Genomic DNA, 21,391 nt, shown 5'->3' with positions numbered 1-21,391 from the left:
GTCTGCAAGTTGCTATTGGCCGTACAAAAGGCGGACCAATAAACTATTTTGCTCTCACAGGAGTCAATTAAATCGTTTTTTGGTTAATTTAGTTTTTCAATGGCGATTCCGTCACGGTGATCAACTTCATCAACGGAAACTTTAATTTGTTCATGAATGGATGTTGGAATATTTTTACCGACAAAATCGGCCCGAATTGGCAACTCACGATGCCCCCGGTCAACTAAGACGGCCAAAGAAATCTTTTTAGGTCGGCCAATGGTCATTAAGGCATCAAGAGCGGCTCGTGTTGTTCGACCAGTAAATAGAACGTCATCAACTAAGATCACATGCTTGCCTTCGATTGAAACTGGAATTTGTGAACCATTAACAGTTGGTTCATCCGTGCCGGCCTTGTGTAAATCATCACGGTAAAGTGTAATATCTAATACGCCAACCGGAACGTCCATACCTTCTAACTGCTTCATTCGATCGGCAATTCGCTGGGCCAGGTAGATGCCCCGCGTTTTAATTCCGATTAAGACTAAATCAGCCAAACCCTTATTTTGTTCGATAATCTCGTAGGTAATTCGTGTTAAAGCCCGTTTCATTGTTACGCCATCAACAACTTCTTTTTCCGCCATAGTAAGTCCGCCTTCCATAAAAAAAGAACCTCCTGCCCGGTTGGTAGGAGGTTCTATCGTTTTTAGTTAGAGTTTACGCACTAATTATGATAGTTCCTTCTTAGCCTCACGGGACTAACTTAAAGGATCTTATTTAATTTTGATTACCACAAGCTTACTTGACCTACCTAGTTCTGTCAAGCTTTGTTTGCCGTAACTTAGTTAAAGTTTGCTGAAAAATTTCTGGAATTGGACGTTCAAAAACCATTAATTTATCCGTTGTGGGATGACGAAAGCCTAACTTGGCAGCGTGCAAGAATTGACCATTTCCCTTTAACGTCTTTTTTGGCCCGTAGAGCGGATCACCAGCTAAGGGATGACCAATGTATTTCATGTGCACCCGAATCTGGTGGGTTCGGCCAGTTTCTAGAATACATTTAACTAAGGTATAGTTTTCAAATCGTTCCAACACTGTAAAATGAGTGACTGCGTGTTTCCCGGTACTAACCACAGCCTGTTTCTTACGATCATTTTTGGCCCGAGCGATAGGGGCATCAATCGTGCCCTGTTCTTCTTTGATGGCACCGTGCACTAGCGCAATATATTCACGAATTGTGGTCTTGGCCTTCAATTGGGCCGCCAAACTTAAATGGGCCTGATCATTTTTAGCAACCATCAATAAACCGGAAGTATCTTTGTCGATTCGATGAACAATACCAGGGCGAATGACCCCGTTAATGGACGATAACTCGCAGTGATATAAAAGCGCGTTAACCAACGTCCCATCAGGGTGCCCTGCTGCCGGATGAACCACCATGCCTTGCGGTTTATTGACCACAACGACATCATTATCTTCATAAACAATATCTAACGGAATATTTTGTGCAACAACATCTAAATGAATTGGTTCTGGCACAGCTACTTTGATACGATCATTTGGAACAACTTTATACTTTGCCTTAACGACCGCATCGTTTACCTGAACGAGTTCAGCCTTAAGCCAGTGCTGTACTTGTGAACGTGAGTAGGCCGAAAAATGGTCACTAATCACCTTATCAATTCGACCACTTTCAGTAGTAATTGTTAACGTTAATTCTGTTGTGCTCACGCCGTTGTCCCCCGTTTTTCATCAAAGAAAATTAAATAGCAAAATATCAAAATAACGCCGATTGTCAGTGCACTATCAGCAATATTAAAAATTGGAAAATTAATAAAATCTAATTGAAACATGTCAACAACGTAGCCCAGCCTAAGCCGATCAATGAAGTTTCCAATGGCGCCGGCCAACATAAAACTTAGCCCCAGTGCAAATAGCCAGTTCTTTTTGCCTTGCGTAAATAGCAAGTAGCAGATAATAGCAACGGCGACTAACGTAATGACGTAAAAGAACCACCGCTGGCCTTCAAGAATGCTCCAGGCCGCACCTGTATTACGTAAATGGGTTAAAGATAGCAAGCCAGGCACGACTGTTTGCGTTTGATTTAACGAAATATTCGTGACAATCCAATATTTCAATCCTTGGTCTGCACAAATGATTAGGATGGCTAGTCCGAAATACTGCACCAAATTAGTGACTCCCTTCGCTATTACTAGCTAATATTTGTTTGAAAATTTGTAGATCAGCGGCCAAGTCTGGCGCCAACTTGCGATTATAGAAGATTGCTGCCGGATGAAACGTTGGAAAAACGCGGTATTGTTTAACCGTTGGTTGATAGGCCTGCTGCGTATAATTGTAAGTCAAAATTGAACCAGTAAATAATTGACCGTGAACAGCACCCACCTGATAGTTGGGCCCAAGTATTCGGTGTAATCCAGTGTTACCAATTGTCATTATTAAGTTAGTTGGTAAATTAGCCAGTTCATAATCAAGTAAAAAGGCTTGTCGCTTTAGTTCAGCCTGCGTTGCTGGTCGGTTATCTTTTTTTTGGTAATTTTCTCCCGTTCGCTTTGATCTTTTTGTAACTACTTTAAACGGTCGACTCCGTAAAGCACTGGTGATATAGACTGATTGCCGGCTTACACCAAGTTCAGCAAGCATTTTATCCAATTCAATTCCAGCGCGGCCGGTAAACGGCTTTCGGGTCGTTACTTCGGTTTCTCCCGGTGCTTCACCCACCAAAATAAATTTTGGAGTCAAGCTTCCGTTACCTGGTACGAGGCCTTCTAAATTTCCCGTTACCGTCTTTTCGCCTCGATCTAAGAGTTCCTTTGGCAAAATGGTTGCCATTTAGAACAATCCCGTAATAACGCCATCTTCGCTGATATCCATGTTTAAGGCAGCAGGCTTTTTCGGTAAACCGGGCATTGTTAAAACGTTTCCGGTTAGCGCAACAATAAAGCCAGCACCTAAATCAGGAACAAATTCACGAATGTGGATTTTAAAATGTTCAGGAGCCCCTAATTTTTTAGGATCATCAGTAAAGGAATACTGCGTCTTAGCCATACAAACGGGCAATTTATCCCATCCATTTTCAGTAAAGGTTTTAATTTGGCGTAGTGCTTTCGTGTCGTATTCGACACCGTCGCCACCATAAATCTTTTTAACAATTGTTGCTACTTTATCCGTTATTGCTGAATTATTATCGTATAAGGCGTGGTAGGTCACAGGCTGTTCTAACGAAGCCAAAACTGCCTTGGCGAGTGTTAAGCCACCCTTGCTGCCATCGGCCCAAACTTTGGTTTCAACGGCTGTAACACCTAATTCATGGCATAATTCTTGAAGCCGCTTGATTTCAGCAGGTGTGTCCGAGACAAACTCATTGATTGAAACCGTTACTGGTAGACCGTATTGTTGCATATTTTGGATATGGCGTTTCAAATTAACGAAACCTTGTTCCAAAGCTTGAATGTTTTCCGTTTGTAAATCGGATAGCGCAGTCCCACCATTATACTTTAAAGCACGAACAGTGGCCACAATTACGACGGCATCAGGGTGCTTACCTAATTTAGGCACCTTGATATCCAAAAACTTTTCGGCACCAAGATCCGCACCAAAGCCAGCCTCTGTAACTGTATAATCAGCCAATTTAAGCGCCGCCGTGGTTGCTAAAATACTATTACAGCCGTGGGCAATATTAGCAAATGGACCACCATGGATAAAGGTTGGTGTATGTTCTAACGTTTGTACTAAATTCGGTTTTAAGGCGTCCTTTAACAACATTGCAATTGCACCCTGGACCTTCAAATCGGCAACCGTCACTGGTTGTTTTTTATGAGTATAGCCAATCACAATTTTGGCAATTCGTTGCTTGAGATCAGTAATACTGGTCGCCAGGCATAAAATGGCCATTAACTCACTGGCAACTGTAATATTGAAGCCATCCTCCCGAGGAACCCCCTGGAAAGGACCACCTAGTCCAATAACAACATTTCGCAAGGCTCGATCGTTAATATCCAGCGCCCGTTTCCAAGAAATTCGGCGCTGATCAATGTCAAGCTCATTACCTTGTTGGATATGATTATCAATCAAGGCGGCCAACGTATTGTTGGCACTAGTTAGCGCGTGCATATCACCAGTGAAATGTAAATTAATATCTTCCATTGGCACAACTTGTGCGTAACCACCGCCAGTGGCACCACCCTTAATCCCCATAACTGGTCCCAATGATGGTTCCCGCAGTGCAATAATCGTTTGTTTATTTAATTGATTTAAGGCGTCACCTAAACCAATTGTTACGGTTGATTTCCCCTCGCCAGCCGGAGTTGGATTGATCGATGTCACCAAAATTAATTTATGGTTTTTTGGAACGGAACGATTCTTTAAGGCAGCCAATTTAACCTTAGCCTTATAATCACCGTAGAGTTCAATATCTGAATCTTGCAAACCAATTTTCTCAGCTATCTGTCGTACTGGTAACATTTCCTCTTCTTCATTTTTCTGTGCGATTTCAATATCTGACAATAAAAACACCTCTCCACAAAAGAATATCTAAAGTATACACGCTTTATTTCGCTTGTAAAAGCCCACAAACAGTTCCATTGACGTTGGCTCTAATCATCACTATAATTAAATGTGCATCACAAGTTAAAAACTGGAGGGATTCTTAATGCAACGAGGAACAGTAGAATGGTTCAGTTCTCAAAAAGGCTATGGATTCATTTCGTATGGCGATAACAACGACGAAATCTTTGTTCATTTTACGGCAATTGTTGCGGACGGTTTTAAAACATTGTCACCTGGTGATGCAGTTGAATTTGAAATTAAAGAAGGCGCGCGTGGTCTACAGGCCGCAAACGTCAAAAAACAAACAAACGAATAGAAAAGAGGCTAGGACTTTTGTCCCAGCCTCTTATTGGTTCCGAATATGTTCTAGAACGCGGGCGAAAAGTCTGGGTTCACGTTTCAACGGAAGTGTTTGGAAAAATGTTCTGGTTCTTGGTATTACTAACTTTGTCGATCGGACTAAAATAAACCGAAGTCCGAATCGCAGTTTAGATTGTGTTTGGAAAATACGCTTATTAGTATTTCCCGACCAATTTAGGGGAAACGTGGCGAGCACTTCAAACACGACTACAGCTAATTCAATAACTATGGTACGGCTATTAGATTAGCTTACGTTACGCAGTGAACCCAAAACCGACTTTTTTTTCCACTCCCTTATTTTAGCTTAATAACTTGATAATTCGGTGTTGTGCCCTTTGACCAACGTGGATACTAAATTGTTGTTTCACAGGCTCAACTGTAAAAATTAGGCGGTGCTTTCGTTGCCGAACTTGACTGATTTGCTTGAAAGGCAGAACTCGTTTTTGTCCAGGTAATACACCCCGTAACGTAATCGTTTGTTGTTTTTGATCAACAATCAGCTGGCGCCGCCAAATTCCTAAAAAGGTAATAAGTAAGAAAAGGATAAACATGGCAATCGTAAACCACTGAACGTGCGTAATTTCTAGCCAGCCAGTTCCACTAATAAAGAGTAGCACAAAAGTCCACGACCAAAAAATAATCATAGAGTAAAGATCTGGCTGGTAAAAGTAGCGGTCATTATTTTTTTGCAAAAGAGCACCTCAATTTTATTTTATAAGGAGAACAAGTTATGCTGACGTTAGCAATTGATGCTGCCACCAAAGGTAATCCAGGTCCCAGTGGTGCCGGAATCATTATTTCTGGAGATGGTTATAATATCCAAATCAGTCAGGTGTTACCGGATTTAACTAATCATCAAGCCGAATTTGCAGCTGCTAAACTTGGCTTTCAAGCGTTATTAGCACGTAATTTAGCGCCAAACACCATTTGTCTTATTACTGATAGTAAGCTGGTTTTTCAAAGTTTGGAAAAACGCTACGCCAAACATTATGAAACACAAGTTGAAGATATTTTGACCCTAGAACAGCAATTTCAATTAGTCTTTCATAAATGGCGGCCAGATCATCAAAATAAGGGGCCGCATCAATTAGCACAAAATGCACTCTTTAAACAATTAAACACAAAAAAATAAGTGAATCAAGTCGATTCACTTATTTTTTAGGCTTTTTTAAGTTATTTAAGGACTTTGAAGCGTTTTTCATCATCCATATAGTCTTTATCGTTGGCAGGAGCTTCAATTGAGCCGAAAGGCATTTCTGCACGTAATTCCCAGTTGGCAGGAATAGCAAAAGCATCTCGAACGAGATCATCAATTAGTGGATTATAGTGCTGCAAGCTAGCACCAATATTATTTTCGGCCAACATTGTCCAAACACTCATTTGCGTACTACCTTGTGTTTGTTCTGCCCAGTTAGCAAAATTATCAGCGTAAAGTTCAAATGAATTTTCAAGTTTTGTAACAACTTCGGTATCTGAAACTTGAAAGCTAATAATCACGCCAAAGGCGTGTGGTTATTGGCTTTTTTGGCAAAAAAATAAACGCAAGCTCTCCTGCGTTGTATACTTTAGTCGACCAAAACCAAGATACAAAGGAGACTTACGTCATGAATATTATAAGACAAAAAAATACAGAAAACGAGCTTCACAATATTGTTCATCAATTTACTTCCCTCATTGGTCTATCTAAACTCACCAAGTTGGTGAATTATCGCCGGCATTCAGAAATCAGCTTGATGAAGGTCATTGAATGGCTGCTCACGACAAAGTTCCTGGGACGCTCGCTTTATCGAGCCCATGAAACACCTAACTTTACCAGTCGCACCGTCAGAAATAATTTGAACGATGGCCGGATCAATTGGCAACGCTTGATTTGTCAAGTTGGGAGTCATTTAATCAAGCATTTACGACCGTTTATTGACCGCCGGCGGCGGTTAGCATTGATCATTGACGATACACTCTTTTCCCGTGAGTACGCCACCCAAACCGAATTACTAGCGCGAGTCTTTGACCATGACAAACAGTTATATATTAAGGGATACCGGGCTTTAACTTTGGGTTGGAGTGACGCCAATACATTCTTACCGATCAACTTTGCATTAATGTCTTCCAAGAAGCCACAAAACGTCCTTGGAAAATCAGCTAAAACAACCGATCAACGAACAATTGCTGGCCGGAGACGTCGCCAAGCACAGCAAAAAATGAACCTCGTTTCATTGCAACTTGTCAAGCAAGCCCTCGCAAATGGCGTTCTAGCTGACTATGTGTTATTTGATAGCTGGTATAGCTCACCAAAAATGTTCTATGAATTAACCAAGTTGGGATTAAACGGCGTGGGCATGCTTAAACGGTCCAGCAAAATTTACTATCAATATCGCGGACGGCAATATTCAGTTAAAGCATTATACAAGCGACTGCAGGCCTCAAAATATCAACCCAAGCAAGCTTATCAATACAGCTGCTTTGTCGAAGCGCACGTCGGGAACCAAAAATTCAAGCTTCGCTTGGTATTTGTGGCTAATCGGGCCCGTCAAGATGACTACCTAGTACTGGCAACGACTCAGTTAGGCCTTCAGCCACAAGAGATCATTCAACTATACGCCCGAAGATGGCAAATTGAGAATTACTTTAAAGTTGCCAAGCAATACTTGCGGCTCGACAAATCACAAGTTCAAAATTATGACGGGCTTTGTGGGCATTTAGCAATTGTCATGATGACTTATGACCTATTAGCTTGGCAGGAACGGCAAAATCAGGATGATCGCACCATTGGGGATTTATTCTTTATAATGAACGAAGCCATGCCAGATATTGAGTTGTCTCAAGCACTGGTATGGCTTCTAAATTCGTTAAAAACGATTATTAATCATGAAGTTTATGCAAGAAGAGCCCAAATTATTCAGATGATGAATCAGTTCTTCACATTTTTGCCGAAACGGTTAGTTTCGCTGTTAACAGCAAGCTAAATGGTTAAATTAATTAAAATATGCCCTGTGATACCAAGGGATCAGTCTGTCTTCATACTTTCAAGTTTCAGCTTCGGTATCTTTATAAAAAAGAACAGTCCCCAATGCCGCTTTAAAACTAGCAATTTTTTTCTTTGTATTTTCGTAAGCCTGTTCAGTTGGTACTTCTGATTTTAAGCGATCAACGACAATATCCCAAAGTTGATCATGCTTAGCACTAAATAACACGACGGCACGTGTAGATTGGCCGTTAAAGGCCGTTGGAACTTCACGAACGACCTGTTTAATTAAATCAGCAATTTCCTTTTCAGAAAATTGCACGTTTTTGCCTAAAGCATAGATTGACCGGCGTTTCTTCAATAAGTCTAAAAATTCTATATTCATTAATGACACACTCCCTTAACAAGTTAAAAATAGTATATCAGCTTATTTAAAGTAAGTAAAGTGTTTTTTGTTGGTGGGTTTGTGGACTTGATTTTTGTTTTGATCTAAAGTTAAAGTAACTTATTTATTTTGAACTCTCTTTATAATAGACTTCATCTTTAAAGCTTGGTATTAGAATATATCTTCAAATTATCAATAGTTGATTCGGTGAACCCCAGAAACTTTTAAATTTAAATAAGTCCGGCTTTGAGTAAAAAACTTGTTTTTTAGTCCGTTATGGTTAAGCACATTCTCATTACAAAGACACTGATTAATTTCAACAATAATTAATTCCAAATTGATCTATCCAACCAATTCGCTAAGCTAGGTTCCTAATAAGAAATCGAGGACACCATCATAAACAATTTCACCGCCAACTTAACACCCGACAACACCTACACTAACAAAGAACTTACCACCGCTTTCAACGTCTGCAATCAGGGTGGCGCTACTCACGAAAAAATAACGCACTCGTTCTAATCCCCGATCGCACCAAAGGCCATGGTGATCACCGCGAACACAATATCTCTTTTATACCGGAATGGGTAAATATGGTGATCAATCACTGGACTTTGGTCAAAATAAACAGCTGCAAAGTGTTGCCATCGCCAGTGTCACTAATATTTATCTGTTTGAAGTATTAAAGAAAATAGAATACATTTATCATTAGTTCGTTATATCCTATCAGGAATTGTTTCAAGAACAGCAGCTTGATTTTGACGAAAAGCCACGTAAAATTTAGATTTTTACGTTAAAAATCAGGCAAACATAAGTATGCAAAAAGCCGCGTCAGTGAAGTGAACCCTTAAAATTGGACAAATTATTAAGCTGCTTTTTGAACGGCGAGTTCTCGGTATTTTACCGGGGACTTGCCGTTTAATTTTGTCTTAATACGACGATTGTTATAGAAGCCTATCCAATCTGTCATTGCTTGAATTAGGCTAGTTTTATCTTCAAAATGTTCATCCATCATTTCTGCTTTCATAATATGAAAGAATGATTCCATTACAGCGTTATCAAGGCAAGTCGCTTTACGAGACATACTTTGAAATGCACGATGCTCTTTTAACAGCGTTCGCCATTGGTGATGTTGATACTGAAAACCTTGGTCAGTATGAACAGTTGTCCGATATTTTAGTGCTGGAAGTCCTTCCAAAGCTTCTTTAAGTGGTCTAATGGCGAATTCCACTGTCGGATGTTCACTAATATTAAATGCTAAAATTTCTCCAGAGAATAGATCTAGTACCGGTTCCAAATACACGCGTTCTTTCATTTCCATGGATCCATATCGAAATTCACTGACGTCTGCTACAAGTTTCTGATAGGGCCTGTCGGTTTTAAAGCGGCGCTTCAAGCGATTAGGGGCAACCCTACCAACTAATCCTTTATACGAGTTGTATTTACGAGTTTGTCGATTAAAGGCGTGACATAACCAGTCGTGTTCCTGCATAATGCGTAAGACTCGCTTGTGATTTATCTGAAATCCTAAATCATGCAAGGCACTTGTCGTTCGACGGTACCCGTACTTCTTTGTATATTTTGAATCGTGTTGACGAATTTCATCAATTGCCTGAATAACTTGATCATCATTGAAGGTACGTTCCTTATGATTTCGAGTGTAGTAATACGTGCTACGCGGTATTTTAATTACTTTAAGAATCAATTTGACCGATACTTGGAATATTTGCCTCAACTCAGTCGCTATTTCTGAGATTTCCTTTGTGCTGATTTTTTCTGAGCTAAGGCCTCTAATTTTTTTAAGTATTCATTCTCAATCTTCAACATTTGATTCTCTTTTTGAAGTTGCTTTAAGGTCTCTTTCGTCGTTAAGCTGTCCTTTTGGACAACTGGTTTAACGTTCTTATTCTTGTGTTTTACCATGTTTTTTGAGTTGCCCCGCTTTCGCTCAAGCCCCTCAATTCCTAATGCCTCAAATCTCTTTTCCCATTGCCAAATCGTACTTGGCGAAGATAAATTAAAGTGTAAGGCGGTTACTGGAAGTGAAGCCTGATTTTGTTTCTTCCAGTTTAATACATCAACTTTGAACTGACTAGTGTATTCTAAGTCCCTAGCTTTTGGCTGAAGTCCCTTAATACCAAACCTTTCAAATCGCTGAACCCAGATTGAAATGGTAGTACGGTTACCAATTTCATACTTTCTCGCTAGTGAAAATGCTGCCTGACCACTTAAATACTCGGTGACAACTTTAACTTTAAAATCGAAATTAAATTTACTCATAACGAAACCCCCAAGATTGGATTTTTTCTGTCCAATCTTGGGGGTTCACTTTACAGAGATTAATACTCTGCGCGACTTTTTACATACTTACATATAGTAACATTAACAAAAACAACCCAATTAGCTTCATAAGTAATTAAAGTTTAGTAAGATAGCACTTTACCGGTGTACTTCTTTGAGCGTTGAAATCAAAATTATAGTGTTAACCAATCACGAACATGTAACAAAACCTAGGTCAACATACAGCCAATTATTTACGTATATCAACGCTATATCCAATGACTTCACACTGATAATGCATCCAAAATCACACGCCAATCACTAGGAAATCCAAAATAGCTGATATCAACTAGTGGAAACGTTGCAAAGGCTTGCGCTAATAAATCGACTGTATCTTCAAAAAAGTTTTTGCTTTTACACATTTTTTTAGCCACAAATAACGCTGAAAACAAATTTCCAGAGGTCAATTTGTTTGTTCGCCGTTTTTCTTTATTATCGATCCGCGGTGTAACAGGAAATTGACGCCGAAACGTTCTTGAATTATGTGCACAATAATTTCGTACAGTCACCATATAGTGAATCCAGCTCTTAACATAAACGTAGTTCTGGCCATATACTTTCGCAAACTTTTTTTGATCGGCGATACTAATATCGGAATAAAGCTTGGAAGCATTACCAAATGAAGACATTTCTAAAACAACCCAAATTGGGAAATCATTTTCATAATCATGTTGATAGTGTTGCACATAAAGCTCGTGACGCATTGTAGCGTTTTTTTGTCCGCTATTTAAAGTAACCAGCCAATTATTGAATAATTTTTCATTACGAAATAAACTATCATCTTGATAGCCTAACGGACCATAATTTGTAGCAATATAGCAGCCTAGTCTAGCTTTAAATTGCGTTTCAATTCGACTAGCTAAGCCAAAAAATAGTAAATGGATTTTTTGATCTAAAATATAAGATTGATAGATTTCTTCAAATGTGTACTTTGTACCCTTGTCTGCATCTTTCAATGCAAACTTATCCTTCGTGGCGTAAAACGGAAAGCAATAGCCTTTGAATTTAAAGTAGCCAATATTTTCTAATTTTTGTATCGTTGTTTTATCGTTGGTTATTGCTAAGCCGCGCTGCGCTAAGATAGCTATTTGCTCATCAATGGTTGTCGCCTTGCGCGTATAATGTGCCATATTTTTCTCCTGATATACAAAAAAGTCCCCACTTGGGACACATTGTTAGGAGGTGTGTGGGGTGCGATTAATGCCATTTTAGCATCTTTAAGCCTTTAACGTCAACATACTACATATTGTAGTACGGGCTACCCAAGCGACCAACTCATTTAATAGCCAGCCTTCCTACAAAATGTCGGTCATCAATTTTTGTCAGAAGTACATTGTTCGCGATCATATTTCAATCCTACAGATAATACTTAGCCACCCCTAGATTAATTTGACCACCTTGCAATAGATAAGGTCCGTTAGTCAGCCACTTTAACGTGGTTATCAATAACTCGGTATTTTCAATAAACGGCTCCAACTTGTCGCAGTCTACAGATGTCAACTATGCTCTGCTAACCCGATTCACCATTTTCCAATTGGTGGCACACTGTCATCGTAATAATATCCTAGATGCCTCACTTAAATACCTTGACCTTATCCAATGAATTATTGGCTGATGCAAAAATAATTACTTCATTCCAGTAATTATTCAACTACCGCATTAATCAATTATCTGCTCTATTGCTAACAAATATAGCACCTTCTTGACAGCTACTGCGGCTATTTTTGCAGCTTTAATTTACACTTTAAGTGCAACGAAAGAGACTTCCTTTAGTAAGTTAGAACAAAAGTAAAGAGAGTCACATTTAGCATTTTCCCAATTATCATGTCGAGTGGTGCGTCCTTTAGTATAGGGTTGGAAATAGCGATTTAATCTTGTCTCATCGTCCATCGGTTGGCTCATAGCAGTGAATAATCAGTTACTAGCCCCGCGACCTTATCATATCAGGATCTGAGCTAAAGCGAATAATTTTGACTTCGAAAACACACCCCTAGTACAAAATAAAAAGGCAAGAACTTGTTCGGTCCTTACCTTTCATTTAAAAAATCATTTTTTAATGTTCACGTTTACCCCAATACTGGAATAAATCTGTTCGTAGGGCTCCATTATACAGCTTACGGCGTTTGGTTGCCTTAGCCCCATAATAACTTTCAAATTGTAGATCACTAGTTAAGATGTACTTACTCCATGAAGTTAACGGCCGATAAACGTCACCCATTTGCTGGTACAATACGCGCACGCTTTCCTGATCACTCAAACGTTCCCCGTATGGTGGGTTGGCAACTAGTACGCCATTCTTCTTTTCCGTTCGAAAATCCTGCACGGCAACTTGCTTAAACGTTATATCGTGTAATACACCGGCTTCGTTGGCATTTAGTTTTGCAATATCAATCATATTTTGATCAATATCGGCGCCCATAATATCCAGGACAACATCATTATTTCGCTCAGCCTCTGCTGCTTGGCGTTTTTGCGTCACTAACGTATTATCTACCCAATCCCAATTTTCAAACGCAAATTGACGCTTCAAACCAGGCGCAATGTTTAGCCCAATTAAGGCTGCCTCAATCGGTATTGTTCCTGAACCGCAAACAGGATCCAAGAATGGCATATCTGTGTGCCAATTGGTTAGTTTAACTAATGCGGCCGCCATATTCTCTTTTAGTGGCGCATTGCCCTTCTCAACCCGGTAACCACGTTTAAACAGGCTACTACCAGTAGTGTCCAAAGTTAACATCACGTGGTTTTTCAAAATTGCGACTTCTAAAGAAAATAGTGCGCCTGTTTCTGGTAAGCGTGAGCTGCGATGATAAACAGAACTCATTTTTTCAACAATTGCCTTTTTTGTTAAACGTTGCACATCCGAAACACTGTATAACTTAGATTTAATTGACTTACCTGCTACTGGAAACTCGGCGTCTAACGGCAAATATTGATCCCATGGTAAGGCCTTAACTTGTTCAAATAAGCTATCAAACGTGATTGCATCAAATTCACCAACAATAATTTTTACCCGATCGGCCGTTCGTAGCCACAGATTGGTCCAAATAATATCTTCTAGATTTCCTTGAAAACGTACACGACCATTTTCTGTTCGTCCTTTATAGCCTAGTGATTTTAGTTCATCCGCTGCCAAAGCTTCGATTCCACTAGCAGTGGTCGCAATTAAATTATAAGTTGTCATTATTTACTCCAATTTCTTTTGCTATTTATTTTTATTTTGTGCGTGCAATAAAATGCGTTTTTTAAAACGATCCTCTGACACCCACTAATTTTTACCTAATGAAAAACCCTCCATAAAGGAGGGCCATCCTGATAGCGTGTAAATTTCTATAAGCCATGTTTCGTCTCGTAAACACTTTCAGGAAAAATGTTTCGAGGGTAATCATCTATCTGCAGATAAAAATCTGCTCTCATGCATCGTTCAATTCCTTACATGAGACGCCCCTACCAAAGTTTGGGTTACTCGCTCGCGGGGTTTACCCGTTCCAAATCGGCTGTTTCCAACCGACATCGTCACTGTGGCACTTTTCAGGAACGTGACTGCGTAGATAATAAAATCCTTAGCAGCTTATTCCGCCATTACTTTTAAAAAAAGCACCTTAGCTTATTGGGCTAAGCACGAACACTACAGACATCGCAGTCTGTGCGGGCATGGACTTTCCTCAGCTAGCAAAAGCTAACCGCGATTACCCGAAATTTACACGTTATGGTTAACTATTTAACTTACGCGGACCATCTTGATTATTGTCATCCAACTTTGCGCCAAAGACATGTCGTTCCAAATTAGATAACCGTTTCAAAATATCGAAATTGGTTACAGTTGGATTAGGCTGAGCACTCTGAACATCCTTATTAACAGTTACCTGTTTATTCAATTCATCGTTTTTTGCTCGTAATCTTTGATTATCACTTTGTAATTTTTCAGCTTCTGCCTGATAAGACTCGTAATCTTTAATCACTGAGTCCAAAAATTCATCTACTTCTGTGGGATCATAACCCCGCATCTTGTTTTTGAATTCCTTTTGCAGAATATCTTGGGTCGTAAAATTAAGATTTTCCATTAGATGTACACCTCATTGTACGCTGTCGTTAACATGACTGTCACTAAGTATAGCAAAGTTTATTCCGCTTGAAAACCATTTTCTTCATCATTTGCCAAATTATCCGCAACTTCCTGTAAAGTATCAAAATCAATCGTGACTAAACGGTAGTCATGGGTCTCCTGAAATCGCTGAATTGCTTCGATTGTGTAGTGTAACTTTGCCGGCGCCTGTGGATCGTAAATAAATAGCGCTTGGTCAGTGTGGCTTAACATGAATGCTTGATAATTACGGAGTTGCTGTGGCGAATGGTACGGCTTATCACTCACTGTGGCACTAAACGTTGCCTTACTTTTAACGACTGCCAAATTTGTTTGGTTCGCTTCGTTCCAATTTTTTCCGAAATCGGCAAATGGCTCCATTAAAGCTGTTCGCAATTCAGGATAATCCTTTTGGAGCCCAGCTGCAACCTCAAGCGACCACTGCTCGACACCTAGCTGACCGCCTGTTATCAGCCAGTCTAGGCCTTCATCCAGTAATTGTTCCAGAGATTGTCTTAACGCTTCTTTAATAACTTTTAACTTTTTGTCATGCTGATCAAAAATACCTAGTTCATAGCTTCGGTAGCCGCTTACCCAAACACGCATGACTAACACTTCCTCAATTAAGTTTAAAAAGGCCGGCGCAATTGCTATAATAAAGCTCTAGGAGTGTGATAAAAATGCCATTTCATTATCCTAATGGCAAGCTTTACTTAAATGATGCCAAAGACAACCCAAAAAAGCAACCCAAAAACCAAGAAGTCCGTTTTGACAATCGTGGTATGTCGTTAGAAGAAGAAATAAATGAAAGCAATCGTTATTACCTAGCTCACGATATCGCCGTTGTTTATAAAAAACCATTACCAATTCAAATTGTCAAAGTTGATTATCCAAAAAGAAGTGCGGCCGTCATTAAGGAAGCTTACTTTCGTAAACCCTCAACAACTGATTATAATGGTGTTTACAAAGGTTACTATCTGGATTTCGAAGCTAAGGAAACCAAAAATAAAGCAAGTTTCCCACTAAAGAACTTTCACCAACATCAAATTGAGCATATGCGCCACTGTTTACGCCAAGACGGTATTTGTTTTGTAATTATTCGTTTTGTGTCGTTAAAGCGACTGTTCGTTTACCCAGCTACACCATTAATTCGTGCGTGGGATACACAAGAAACGGTCCAAGGTCGTAAATCAATTCCACTAAAAACAATTGAAACTGAAGGTTTTGAAATTCATTACGCCTTAAATCCATTAATTCCGTATCTTAGCGCAGTTGAACAACTCATTCATTATCTCGAATCACGTAAAGGAGTCCATTATGGCAACTAACAACTCACGGGTCGCCCGTAACTCACGACAAAAACCGAAAAGGCCACACTACTTTAGACGGATTTTTCTTTGGCTAATCGCTATTGTGGTCGCCATTATACTACTTGGTGGTGGTTTGTTCACTTATTACGCAATGAGCGCACCAAAAGTAACCACCGCTAAGTTATCCAGTAAATCCTCATCAGTCATTTATGATAGTAGTGGTAACCAGATTAAAACGCTTGGCTTAGAAAATCGAACTTATGTCAGTGGTGACCAAATTCCCCAAACTTTAAAGGACGCTGTTGTGTCCACTGAAGATCGTCATTTTTATACCAATATTGGGATCGATCCGGCTCGGATTGTTGGAGCAGCATTTTCTAATGCCCGGGGAGAAAGTGGTTTACAAGGCGGTAGCACTTTAACCCAACAATTAGTCAAGTTATCCGTCTTCTCTACTAAGTCTTCTGATCAGACCCTGAAGCGTAAGGCCCAAGAAGCTTGGCTCGCGTTAAAGGTTGACCGTACCTACTCTAAGGATCAAATTCTTGAGTTTTATTTAAATAAGGTTTATCTGGCCAATGGTGTTTACGGGATGGGAACGGCTGCCGATTATTATTACGGTAAATCGCTTAGCCAACTAAACCTGCCACAGTTGGCCTTAATCGCAGGTATGCCCCAGGCACCAACCACCTACGATCCTTTCGTTAACCCCACTGCAGCTAAAAGTCGGCGGGACACGGTTCTGCAATCGATGGTGGCAAATAAAAAGTTAACCCAACAACAAGCTAATCAGGCTAAAAACACGCCAATTACGGATGGCCTAAAAACACAGGCCCAAGCACAAGCTAGTGAAAAGAGCGAAAGTGATCCAACAATTGACGCTTATGTTAGTCAAGTTATCGCGGAGGTTAAACGTAAAACTGGCCTTAACCCTTATACAAGTGGTCTAAAGATTCACACAAATTTAAATCTGGATGTTCAAAAACGCTTGTACAATATTGTTAATTCTAATGATTACGTTAATTTTCCTGATGATCTACTTCAAACTGGCGTTACTATGACAAACGTAAAAAATGGTAAAGTCATGGCCATGATCGGCGGTCGTAAACAAGGTGACGTTCAACTAGGCCTAAACCGTGCCGTCCAAACTAGTCGTAGTAACGGATCAACGATGAAACCAATGTTAGATTATGGTCCAGCAATTGAATATTTAAATTACTCAACCTATCAGCAGATAAACGATACAAAGTACGTTTATCCTGGTACTAATATTCAATTAAATGATTGGGACTTTAAATATATGGGTCAGATTTCACTACGGACGGCTTTAGCACAGTCAAGAAACGTTCCTGCTGTTCGAACTTTGGCCAAAGTTGGTATCAATCGTGGTGGTGAATTTCTAAAGGGTCTTGGTATTACCCCTAAACAGCCCTTAACTTTACAGAACGCAATTGGTGCTGAGGTCTCTTCCCTACAGGAATCCGCGGCCTACGCTGCCTTTGCTAATGGTGGCACCTATTACAAGCCTTACTTGATTAATAAAGTTGAGAAGCCTGACGGAACAACACTTTCATTTGATGCTTCAGGTAAACGGGCAATGAAGAAATCAACAGCCTATATGATTACCGATGTACTAAAGGACGTTATCACTGATGGTACTGGAACTAACGCTAGTATTAGCGGTGTCCACCAGGCTGGTAAAACCGGCACAACTAATTATTCAACGGCCGAATTACAAAATAATACGAATATTTCTAGTAGTATGTCGAAGGATTCTTGGTTTACTGGCTATACGCCTGACTACGCAATCTCCGTTTGGACAGGTTATGATCAGCCACAACAACACGGCTTAGATGCCACTGATCAACGGATTGCTGGTAGCATCTATCAATCGCTAATGTCCTACGCCATGACCAGTACAGGGGCTTCAAATAGCGACTGGATCAAACCAAGTAGTGTCATTACCGAGAATATTCTCAAGGGTTCTAATCCGGCTCAAATTGCGGGATCTGGAACAAGTAGTAGCACGATTACCAAGGAACTATTTGTTCGCGGTACCCAACCTAAGAAAACGTCTAAAAGCGTCAGTCGTAGCAGTAGTAGTGGCTACAGCAGCAGCTTTATGAGCTCGTCTTCTTCAAGTGAGCAACCATCCAGCTCTAGCAGCAGTTCTGCGGAATCCAGCAGTCAACCTGAAAGTAGCAGCACCGAAAGTAGTAGTTCTTCTGAATCCAGTAGCCAATCAAGCGTTGCTGAAAGTAGTTCCCAACCAGCACAATCCGAAAGCAGCGCCGAACAAAACACTGCTTCAGTAGCACAGCCGGAGACTAATTCGCAGCAATAAAATAACTAAACAGTAAGAGGCCAGGACAAAAGTCCTGGCCTCTTACTGTTTCCGAACATTGCTCTAGAACGTGCGCCAAAAGTCTGGATTTACGTTACGCAGTAAACCCAAAACCGACTTTTGTCACACTCCCTTCCTTTTTGGCTATTTTAGAAACAACAATAGCACACAGAACTTATTTTGCCTTAGCCAAACGCTGTTGCCCAGCTAGGCAAACGGATAGTAATGGGCACGTTGTACACTTTGGCGCCCGCGCAAGACACTGATAGCGGCCAAAATAAATCATTCGGTGGTGAGCCGTAATCCACTTTTCTTTAGGTAGTTTTTGCATCATCAACTGCTCAACTTCTAGAACGGATGCCTTTTGCGGAACCATGTGTAACCGCTTGGTCACCCGTTCAACATGTGTATCCACCGCAAATGCTGGTTCAGCAAACGCATCGGCCAGAACCACATCGGCAGTTTTTCGACCAACACCGGGTAGACTCATTAAATCTTGCCGATTGCTCGGGACAACCCCCGCAAAGTTAACCAAAAGCGCCTGACTAGTCGCCTTTATGTGCTTCGCCTTATTTCGGTACAAGCCAATTGAATGAATATCCTGCTGAATAGCCGTTTCGGTCGCCGCGGCCATTTCAATCGCTGTCGGAAAATGTTTAAAGAGTTGTGGGGTTACCTTATTAACTGAAATATCCGTTGCCTGGGCGCTTAACATCACCGAAACCAAATATTGAAACGGACTTGCCGCACGTAACGATGGCCGCGCATCAGGAAACATTTCTCCCATTACCTTAACAGCATACTGTGTTTTAGTTTTAGATAACACCACATCATCTCCCTATTCTTTTGATCCAGATTGCTCATCAGGATCGGCCCAATTATACATCGGAATTTGTGGTCCATTATTAGTAGTGTTAGCTGGTTGTTTCGCATTTGAATCACGTTGCGTTCGTTTCTGCTTTTCCTGTTGAATCTGCTGTTTAGTTGTCAAGTGCTTTCGTTCCCAGCTTAATAAAATTCGATCCATGTACTTAAGACTATAAGCCTGATTCAAAACGGCCTCCCGTAATGCTAATTCGATTACCTCAGGTTGGTAGTGATCTTCATCCAGCCAGGCGCCAATCGTTTCCAATTCAATTGGTGACAGTGGCCGGCCGAACTCAGCCTCAATCGCTTCAAATAATTTCTGCCGACTATCATCTTTTTTTGCAGTGGCAACCTGCTGCGTTTGTTGTAATGATAAAGTGGCCAATTTATCGTACAGCAATGAAAAATCGTAATGATCTTGACTGCGACCTGATTTATCTTGTGAGGTCTGAATTTCCAGAACTTTTTTTTGAATCAGTCGGTGCAACATTTGATAAACCTGTGAGGTTGCCAAGTGTAAACGATCGGCAACCATCGTCATATCTGGAAAATCATTGCCACCAGAATGAAAACTTTCCAATTGTAAATAAAGTAAAAATTCATCGTTAGTTAGACCAAGCTCGTGAAAATGAGCTAACAACAAATTAGAAATTGCTGTTTCGCCAGCATTAATAAATTGATGCATAAAGTTGGCCTCTGCCATATTCTTCATCCTTTTTTATTTGTCTAAAGAACGCGAAACAAAAGAATTAACTAGCGTGTCCAATAAAAAACAGTAAAATTCTGTCTTTTATCCATCATTACGCTAAAATAAACGATCTTTTGCTTCGCGCCTGTATTTTATAAATTATCTAACTAAAAATCAATTCAGCTGACTAAAAACTTACGGGTAAATTCGATTTAATAATCTAGGGAACGGAATTGCCTCACGTACATGGTCAATGCCACAAATCCAGACGATTGCTCGCTCTAAACCAAGTCCAAAACCAGAATGTGGCACACTACCGTATTTGCGTAGATCAAGGTACCATTCATATTCTTTTGGATCCAGCCCAGCAGCCTTAATCTGCGCTAATAAATAATTGTAGTCAGTAGCACGTTCACTACCGCCAATGATTTCACCATAACCTTCCGGCGCTAATAAATCAGCACAAATGACGACATCATCCCGTGTTGGGTGAGGTTTCATGTAAAATGGTTTGATTGCCTTCGGGTAGTTTAAAACGAAAACAGGCTGTTCAAACTGATCGGCCAAATAAGTCTCTTCTGGCGAACCAAAATCAAGGCCCCAGTCGGCGTCAAGGCCACCCTTTTGCAACATTTTAATTGCTTCATCATACGTAATTCGATTATAAGGCAACTTAGTGTAACGCCGTAAAACTTCCTTATCCCGGCCTAAAACATCCAGTTCATAGTCACAATGATCCAAAACGTTTTGAACCAAATAGGCGACGTATTCTTCTTGAATTTTTAAACTTTCTTCTTGGTGCATAAAGGCCATTTCTGGTTCAATCATCCAGAATTCGATTAAATGCCGGCGTGTTTTAGATTCTTCAGCACGAAAAGTTGGCCCAAACGAAAAGACTTTGCCAAACGCCATGGCTCCAGCTTCTTCATATAATTGCCCACTTTGAGATAGATAGGCATCCCGACCAAAATATTCAGTATGAAATAGTTCAGTGGTTCCTTCAGGTGCACTACCCGTTAGAATTGGTGCATCAATCTTAGTGAATTCTCGATCGTTATAAAATTGGTAAGTTGCCCGAATGACCTCGTTACGAATCTTCAAAATGGCGTGAGGTCGTGTCGAGCGCAGCCACAGGTGCCGGTGATCCATCAAAAAATCGACACCGTGTTCTTTTGGCGTAATTGGATAATCATGACTTTCTCCAACTAACTCCAAATTGGAAATCTCAATTTCATAGCCAAATTTAGAGCGCGTATCCTGATGAATTTCACCGTAGATCCACAAGCTCGCTTCTTGATGGAGTTCCTTGGCCAACTGGAAAATTTCTTCAGAAACTGCACTTTTGACCAAAACGCCCTGAAAATAGGCCGTCCCGTCACGTAATTGTAGAAAAGCAATTTTGCCGCTTGAGCGTTTATCCGTTAGCCAAGCACCAATTTTAACCTGTTCATTGACGTGTTCTTTAGCGTCAATAATACTAATCTGTTCAACCATTTAAAATTCCCCTAA

The 21,391-nt window shown here is 40.4% G+C and carries 20 protein-coding genes, 1 other RNA gene and 2 pseudogenes; 5 read left to right on the top strand and 18 right to left on the bottom strand.

Annotation, left to right across the window (positions count from 1 at the left end; all coding sequences use genetic code 11):
• Nucleotides 1–83 precede the first annotated feature (83 nt).
• The 5 genes from pyrR to AYR53_RS09245 all read right to left on the bottom strand — a co-directional run bounded on the left by pyrR (nucleotide 84) and on the right by AYR53_RS09245 (nucleotide 4,503).
• The gene (gene pyrR / locus AYR53_RS09265) at nucleotides 84–623 is read right to left on the bottom strand and encodes a bifunctional pyr operon transcriptional regulator/uracil phosphoribosyltransferase PyrR (RefSeq protein WP_068226217.1); all 540 of its coding nucleotides are present in this window, start codon (nucleotides 621–623) and stop codon (nucleotides 84–86) included.
• A gap of 163 nt (nucleotides 624–786) precedes the next feature.
• Complete coding sequence (locus AYR53_RS09260; RefSeq protein ID WP_068224241.1) at nucleotides 787–1,710, bottom strand: RluA family pseudouridine synthase; 924 nt, start codon at nucleotides 1,708–1,710, stop codon at nucleotides 787–789.
• Nucleotides 1,707–2,168, bottom strand: coding sequence for a signal peptidase II (lspA, locus tag AYR53_RS09255; protein WP_068224244.1), 462 nt, complete (start codon nucleotides 2,166–2,168; stop codon nucleotides 1,707–1,709). Before lspA ends, AYR53_RS09260 begins: the two co-directional genes overlap by 4 nt.
• Nucleotide 2,169: 1 nt before the next feature.
• Complete coding sequence (locus AYR53_RS09250; RefSeq protein ID WP_068224248.1) at nucleotides 2,170–2,829, bottom strand: uracil-DNA glycosylase; 660 nt, start codon at nucleotides 2,827–2,829, stop codon at nucleotides 2,170–2,172.
• Complete coding sequence (locus tag AYR53_RS09245) at nucleotides 2,830–4,503, bottom strand: formate--tetrahydrofolate ligase (RefSeq protein ID WP_068224250.1); 1,674 nt, start codon at nucleotides 4,501–4,503, stop codon at nucleotides 2,830–2,832.
• Between the two features lie 145 nt (nucleotides 4,504–4,648).
• Between AYR53_RS09245 and AYR53_RS09240 the strand changes: the two genes are divergently transcribed.
• The gene (locus tag AYR53_RS09240) at nucleotides 4,649–4,861 is read left to right on the top strand and encodes a cold-shock protein (protein WP_068224253.1); all 213 of its coding nucleotides are present in this window, start codon (nucleotides 4,649–4,651) and stop codon (nucleotides 4,859–4,861) included.
• A 343-nt stretch (nucleotides 4,862–5,204) separates the two neighbouring features.
• On the opposite strand, the gene AYR53_RS09235 is transcribed toward AYR53_RS09240, so the two are convergent.
• Complete coding sequence (locus AYR53_RS09235) at nucleotides 5,205–5,597, bottom strand: EbsA family protein (protein WP_068280616.1); 393 nt, start codon at nucleotides 5,595–5,597, stop codon at nucleotides 5,205–5,207.
• 38 nt (nucleotides 5,598–5,635) lie between these two features.
• Here AYR53_RS09235 and AYR53_RS09230 point away from each other — a divergent pair, with 38 nt between their 5' ends.
• Complete coding sequence (locus AYR53_RS09230) at nucleotides 5,636–6,037, top strand: ribonuclease HI family protein (protein WP_068224256.1); 402 nt, start codon at nucleotides 5,636–5,638, stop codon at nucleotides 6,035–6,037.
• Nucleotides 6,038–6,078: 41 nt separating this feature from the next.
• On the opposite strand, the pseudogene AYR53_RS09225 reads toward AYR53_RS09230, so the two are convergent.
• Nucleotides 6,079–6,411: pseudogene (locus tag AYR53_RS09225) on the bottom strand (nitroreductase family protein); the annotation flags it as partial.
• Nucleotides 6,412–6,509: 98 nt separating this feature from the next.
• Here AYR53_RS09225 and AYR53_RS09220 point away from each other — a divergent pair.
• Nucleotides 6,510–7,868 carry an IS4 family transposase gene (locus AYR53_RS09220; protein ID WP_056973869.1) on the top strand — a complete coding sequence of 453 codons (1,359 nt, stop codon included), beginning with the start codon at nucleotides 6,510–6,512 and terminating at the stop codon, nucleotides 7,866–7,868.
• 72 nt (nucleotides 7,869–7,940) lie between these two features.
• On the opposite strand, the pseudogene AYR53_RS09215 reads toward AYR53_RS09220, so the two are convergent.
• From AYR53_RS09215 to AYR53_RS09180, 8 genes and pseudogenes are all read right to left on the bottom strand, one after another.
• A pseudogene (locus AYR53_RS09215) lies at nucleotides 7,941–8,252 on the bottom strand (nitroreductase family protein); the annotation flags it as partial.
• An 862-nt stretch (nucleotides 8,253–9,114) separates the two neighbouring features.
• A complete protein-coding gene (locus AYR53_RS13800) occupies nucleotides 9,115–9,996 on the bottom strand; it encodes an IS3 family transposase (protein ID WP_075168886.1) in 882 nt (293 codons plus the stop codon).
• A complete protein-coding gene (locus tag AYR53_RS13795; RefSeq protein ID WP_068224266.1) occupies nucleotides 9,993–10,529 on the bottom strand; it encodes a helix-turn-helix domain-containing protein in 537 nt (178 codons plus the stop codon). Before AYR53_RS13795 ends, AYR53_RS13800 begins: the two co-directional genes overlap by 4 nt.
• 284 nt (nucleotides 10,530–10,813) lie before the next feature.
• Nucleotides 10,814–11,719, bottom strand: a complete 906-nt coding sequence (locus tag AYR53_RS09200; RefSeq protein ID WP_068224269.1) for an Abi family protein — start codon at nucleotides 11,717–11,719, stop codon at nucleotides 10,814–10,816.
• A gap of 923 nt (nucleotides 11,720–12,642) precedes the next feature.
• Nucleotides 12,643–13,773, bottom strand: a complete 1,131-nt coding sequence (locus tag AYR53_RS09195; RefSeq protein ID WP_068224272.1) for a THUMP domain-containing class I SAM-dependent RNA methyltransferase — start codon at nucleotides 13,771–13,773, stop codon at nucleotides 12,643–12,645.
• Between the two features lie 144 nt (nucleotides 13,774–13,917).
• Nucleotides 13,918–14,290, bottom strand: an RNA gene (gene rnpB, locus AYR53_RS09190) — RNase P RNA component class B.
• 12 nt (nucleotides 14,291–14,302) lie between these two features.
• Nucleotides 14,303–14,653: a cell division regulator GpsB gene (gpsB, locus tag AYR53_RS09185; protein ID WP_068224275.1), complete on the bottom strand. Its 351-nt coding sequence runs from the start codon at nucleotides 14,651–14,653 to the stop codon at nucleotides 14,303–14,305.
• Between the two features lie 59 nt (nucleotides 14,654–14,712).
• On the bottom strand, nucleotides 14,713–15,279 hold the full coding sequence (locus tag AYR53_RS09180; protein ID WP_068280622.1) for an SLOG family protein: 567 nt from the start codon (nucleotides 15,277–15,279) through the stop codon (nucleotides 14,713–14,715).
• A gap of 74 nt (nucleotides 15,280–15,353) precedes the next feature.
• Between AYR53_RS09180 and recU the strand changes: the two genes are divergently transcribed.
• On the top strand, nucleotides 15,354–16,001 hold the full coding sequence (gene recU, locus AYR53_RS09175; protein WP_068224281.1) for a Holliday junction resolvase RecU: 648 nt from the start codon (nucleotides 15,354–15,356) through the stop codon (nucleotides 15,999–16,001).
• Nucleotides 15,991–18,327 carry a PBP1A family penicillin-binding protein gene (locus tag AYR53_RS09170; RefSeq protein WP_068280624.1) on the top strand — a complete coding sequence of 779 codons (2,337 nt, stop codon included), beginning with the start codon at nucleotides 15,991–15,993 and terminating at the stop codon, nucleotides 18,325–18,327. Before recU ends, AYR53_RS09170 begins: the two co-directional genes overlap by 11 nt.
• A gap of 175 nt (nucleotides 18,328–18,502) precedes the next feature.
• Here the strand turns inward: AYR53_RS09170 and nth are convergent, their stop codons facing one another.
• The 3 genes from nth to asnS form a co-directional block, all read right to left on the bottom strand.
• The gene (nth, locus tag AYR53_RS09165; protein WP_068280627.1) at nucleotides 18,503–19,153 is read right to left on the bottom strand and encodes an endonuclease III; all 651 of its coding nucleotides are present in this window, start codon (nucleotides 19,151–19,153) and stop codon (nucleotides 18,503–18,505) included.
• 12 nt (nucleotides 19,154–19,165) lie between these two features.
• A complete protein-coding gene (locus tag AYR53_RS09160; protein ID WP_068224288.1) occupies nucleotides 19,166–19,897 on the bottom strand; it encodes a DnaD domain-containing protein in 732 nt (243 codons plus the stop codon).
• A 180-nt stretch (nucleotides 19,898–20,077) separates the two neighbouring features.
• Nucleotides 20,078–21,376: an asparagine--tRNA ligase gene (gene asnS / locus AYR53_RS09155; RefSeq protein ID WP_068280630.1), complete on the bottom strand. Its 1,299-nt coding sequence runs from the start codon at nucleotides 21,374–21,376 to the stop codon at nucleotides 20,078–20,080.
• Between the last annotated feature and the right edge of the window lie 15 nt (nucleotides 21,377–21,391).

This window comes from Loigolactobacillus backii (assembly GCF_001663675.1).
Lineage (GTDB): Bacteria > Bacillota > Bacilli > Lactobacillales > Lactobacillaceae > Loigolactobacillus > Loigolactobacillus backii.
This window is presented reverse-complemented; position numbering and strand designations above follow the sequence as displayed.